Here is a 3,515-nt window from a genome sequence, read left to right as displayed (position 1 = left end):
GTATCGCCATCGCGCTCGGCGTCCTCCTGTATCACCATGGCGTCGCAACCCTGCGGCAGGGCGGCGCCGGTGAAGATGCGAACCGCCTCGCGCGGCCCGACCTGGCCTTCGAAGCCGTGGCCCGCCGCGCTCTCGCCGACGATCTTCAGGACGCCTGGGGTGTCTGCGGCCCGCACCGCCCAGCCGTCCATGGCCGAGGCCGCGAACGGCGGCTGGTCGCGCACCGCGGCGACCTCCTCCGCCAGCACCCGGCCGATCGACCGCGCGAGCGGCACGCGCTCGGCCGGCAGCGCCGCGATCTCCGCCAGCATGCAGGCGCGGGCCTCGTCGACGGGCAGCAGCTTCATGGCCGCGTCTTCCCCCGGTACGGGGGAAGTGGCCCAAGACGCTCTCGCGTCGCGGGCCGATGGGGGAAGTCGAAGGAAAGAAAATACTTCCCCCGTTGTCGCCCCGCTTCGCCGTTGGCGACATTTGCCCCGTACCGGGGGAAGATCCAGGCACAGGCCTCGGCAGTCATCCGACCGTCCAGTCGCCGCTCTTGCCGCCGGTCTTGGAGACCAGCCGCACGGCCTCGATGACCATGCCCTTCTCGGCGGCCTTCAGCATGTCGTAGACTGTCAGGCAGGCGACCGAGACGGCGGTCAGCGCCTCCATCTCGACCCCGGTCGGGCCCGTGGTCTTGACCCGCGCCGTCACCGAAAACCCGCCGTCCGCCGGCTCGACGCTCACCTCGACCTTGGCGAGCGCCAGCGGATGGCACATCGGGATCAGGTCGGAGGTCTTCTTGGCGGCGATGACGCCGGCGATCTCGGCCACCGCGCGAACCTCGCCCTTCCTGCCCTCGCCGGAGAGCGCCAGGGCCAGGGTGGCGGGGCTCATCCGCACGAAGCCTTCGGCCACCGCCTCGCGGACCGTGGAGGCCTTGCCGGAGACGTCGACCATCCGCGCGCGGCCGGCCTCGTCGAGGTGGGTGAGTCTGCTCACGTCTCCAGCAACCCTATGTCTCAAGCAGTCGGGGCATCAGCTCGACCATGTTGCAGGGGCCGTGGCGGCTGTCGAGCTGGACGGAGATCACCTTGTCCCAGCCGTCCTTCACCGCCCCGTTGGAGCCCGGCAGGCAGAAGACGAACACCCCGCCGACGATCCCGGCCGTGGCCCGCGACTGCAGGGTCGAGAGTCCCACCGACTGGTAGCTGACCAGGTGGAAGATCACCGAGAAGCCGTCCATCTTCTTGTCGAACAGCGGCTCGACCGCCTCCGGCGTCACGTCGCGGCCGGTGATGCCGGTGCCGCCGGTGGTGATGATCGCCTCGACGAAGCCGGAGGCGACCCAGGCTTGGATCTTCTCGCGGATCTCGACCACGCTGTCGCGGACGATGGCCTTGTCGGCGAGCTCGTGGCCCGCGGCCTTCACCCGCTCGGCCAGCACGTGGCCGGAGGTGTCGCTCTCCTCGTCGCGGGTGTCGGAGATGGTCAAGACCGCGATCCGCACCGGCTTGATCGCCTGCTTTTCGTCGATCCGGCCGCCGGGGCTGATCACAGGGGCGTTCATGGCGAGGTCTCCTTTTCCCAGCGGGCCCAATCCCAGCGGGCCAGGTCGGCGTGGTCCTCAGGCCGCGGCTCGACCCAGCGGGCGCCGTCCGGGCCGTGCTCCTTCTTCCAGAAGGGCGCCTTGGACTTCAAATAGTCCATCAGGAAGTCGCAGGCCTCGAAAGCCGCCCGGCGATGGCGCGCGGCGGTGGCCACGAACACCACCGGCTCTCCGGGAGCGATCTTGCCGACCCGATGCAGGATCAGCGAGTCGTCGAGGCCGAAGCGGGCCCGCGCCCGGTCGGCGACCTTGCCGATCTCCGCCTCGGTGAAGCCGGGATAGGCGTCGAGTTCCAGGGCGGTCGTGGCGCCCGTCTCGGCGCGTGCGATCCCGGTGAAGGTGGCGACGGCCCCCACCTCCGAACGCCCGCGGCAGAATTCCGTCAGCAGGGCACCGGGATCGAACGGATCGTAGGTCAGCCGGATCATCCGCCGCTCATGGGAGGCAGGAAGGCGACCTCGGTCCGCGCGTTGAGCGGCGCGTCGCCGCGGATGATGACCTGGTCGAGGGCGATCTGGACGCCTGGCCCGGCGAGCGCCAGGCCCAGGCCTGCGTCCTCTGCGGTCAGCCGCGAGCGCAGCGCCGAGAGGCTGGGGCTGTCGACCTGCCGGTCGCGCCAGCCGGCTACGTCGCTGAGGCGCCCGAACAGCAGGACGCGGGCCACCGCCTAGCCTCCCGTGGTGGACATGTGCCGGGCGACGGCGGGGGGCGAAGCACGGGCGATATGGAAGTCGTGGCCCTTGGGCTTGGCGTCGACGGCCAACCGGATGGCGTCGATGAGCTCGGCGTCCGAGGCCCCGTTGCGCAGCACCGCGCGCAGGTCGGCGGCGTCCTCCTGGCCCAGGCAGGTGTGCAGAGTGCCGGTGCAGGTCAGCCGCACGCGGTTGCAGGCCTCGCAGAAGTTGTGGCTGAGCGGGGTGATGAAGCCCAGACGCCCGCCGGTCTCGGCCACCTCGACATAGCGCGCCGGCCCGCCGGTGGAGAGCGGCAGGTCGGTCATGGTCCAGAAGCTCTCCAGCTCGGCCCGAAGCGCTGTCAGGGAGAGATACTGGTCGGTGCGGTCGGCCTCGACCTCGCCCATGGGCATGGTCTCGATCAGGGTCACGTCGACGCCGCGGCCATGCGCCCAGCGGATCAGGTCCGGCAGCTCGGCGGCGTTGTCGTCCTTCAGCGCCACGGCGTTGACCTTGACCCGCAGGCCCGCGGCCTGGGCGGCCTCGATCCCGGCCAGCACCTTGGCAATGTCCCCGCCGCGGGTGAGCGTCCGGAACAGGTCGGGCTTCAGGGTGTCCAGCGAGACGTTGATCCGCCGCACGCCCACCTCGGCCAGCTGGCCCGCGAACTCCGCAAGGCGTGTGCCGTTGGTGGTCAGCGTCAGCTCGTCGAGGGCGCCGGATTGCAGGTGGCGCGACAGGCTCTGGAAGAGGCCCATCACGCCCTTGCGGACCAGCGGTTCGCCGCCGGTGATGCGCAGCTTCCGGGTTCCCAGGCCCACGAAGGCGCTGGCGATGCGGCCCAGCTCCTCCAGCGTCAGCACCTCGGCCTTCGGCAGGAAGACCATGTGCTCGGCCATGCAATAGACGCAGCGCAGGTCGCAGCGGTCGGTGACCGAGAGACGCAGATAGGTCACCGTGCGGCCGAAACTGTCGATCAGCGGGCGCGGGCCTTGCGCGGATGCGGCGTCATAGGGCGTCATGCGGCTCCAAATATAGAGGGGATGCGCCAGTGACGACAGGGGCGGAGAACAATCCGGCCTTCGAGGCGGTGGTGCTGGCCGCCGGGTCCGGCTCGCGGTTCGGCGGCGGCAAGCTGCTGGCGGCCTGGAACGCGGGCGTCCTGCTGGAGGGCGCGCTAGCCGCCGCCTTGGCCGCGCCGGCGCGGAGCGTGACGGTGGTGGTCGGCGCCGACTCTGAGGCCGTAGCGG

At 70.8% G+C, this 3,515-nt stretch carries 6 protein-coding genes and 1 pseudogene; 1 reads left to right on the top strand and 6 read right to left on the bottom strand.

The features are described 5' to 3' along the window. The 6 genes and pseudogenes from JWP28_RS02760 to moaA all read right to left on the bottom strand — a co-directional run. A pseudogene (locus tag JWP28_RS02760) lies at positions 1-347 on the bottom strand (molybdopterin molybdenumtransferase MoeA); the annotation flags it as partial. A gap of 166 nt (positions 348-513) precedes the next feature. Beyond that, positions 514-984, bottom strand: coding sequence for a cyclic pyranopterin monophosphate synthase MoaC (gene moaC / locus JWP28_RS02755; protein ID WP_299539727.1), 471 nt, complete (start codon positions 982-984; stop codon positions 514-516). Positions 985-997: 13 nt separating this feature from the next. Next, positions 998-1,552: a molybdenum cofactor biosynthesis protein B gene (gene moaB / locus JWP28_RS02750; RefSeq protein ID WP_299539724.1), complete on the bottom strand. Its 555-nt coding sequence runs from the start codon at positions 1,550-1,552 to the stop codon at positions 998-1,000. Continuing rightward, positions 1,549-2,019, bottom strand: a complete 471-nt coding sequence (locus JWP28_RS02745) for a molybdenum cofactor biosynthesis protein MoaE (RefSeq protein WP_299539721.1) — start codon at positions 2,017-2,019, stop codon at positions 1,549-1,551. The genes moaB and JWP28_RS02745 overlap by 4 nt, the downstream gene beginning before the upstream one ends. Continuing rightward, positions 2,016-2,255, bottom strand: coding sequence for a MoaD/ThiS family protein (locus JWP28_RS02740; RefSeq protein ID WP_299539718.1), 240 nt, complete (start codon positions 2,253-2,255; stop codon positions 2,016-2,018). The genes JWP28_RS02745 and JWP28_RS02740 overlap by 4 nt, the downstream gene beginning before the upstream one ends. Positions 2,256-2,258: 3 nt before the next feature. Beyond that, positions 2,259-3,287, bottom strand: coding sequence for a GTP 3',8-cyclase MoaA (gene moaA, locus JWP28_RS02735; RefSeq protein WP_299539715.1), 1,029 nt, complete (start codon positions 3,285-3,287; stop codon positions 2,259-2,261). A gap of 29 nt (positions 3,288-3,316) precedes the next feature. On the opposite strand from moaA, the gene JWP28_RS02730 reads away from it, so the two are divergent. Then, positions 3,317-3,515: NTP transferase domain-containing protein (locus tag JWP28_RS02730; RefSeq protein WP_299539714.1), on the top strand; the 199-nt coding region annotated here is incomplete at its 3' end.

Origin of the sequence: Phenylobacterium sp., assembly GCF_028290885.1 — a bacterium.
Classification (GTDB): domain Bacteria; phylum Pseudomonadota; class Alphaproteobacteria; order Caulobacterales; family Caulobacteraceae; genus Phenylobacterium.
Note: the sequence above shows the minus strand (reverse complement) of the source record. Positions and strands in the feature narration are given on the sequence as shown.

Bases quoted from the DNA above. Each gene is read 5' to 3' on its own strand.
- moaA (WP_299539715.1), bottom strand. From the start codon at position 3,287: ATGACGCCCTATGACGCCGCATCCGCGCAAGGCCCGCGCCCGCTGATC.
- JWP28_RS02745 (WP_299539721.1), bottom strand. From the start codon at position 2,019: ATGATCCGGCTGACCTACGATCCGTTCGATCCCGGTGCCCTGCTGACG.
- moaB (WP_299539724.1), bottom strand. From the start codon at position 1,552: ATGAACGCCCCTGTGATCAGCCCCGGCGGCCGGATCGACGAAAAGCAG.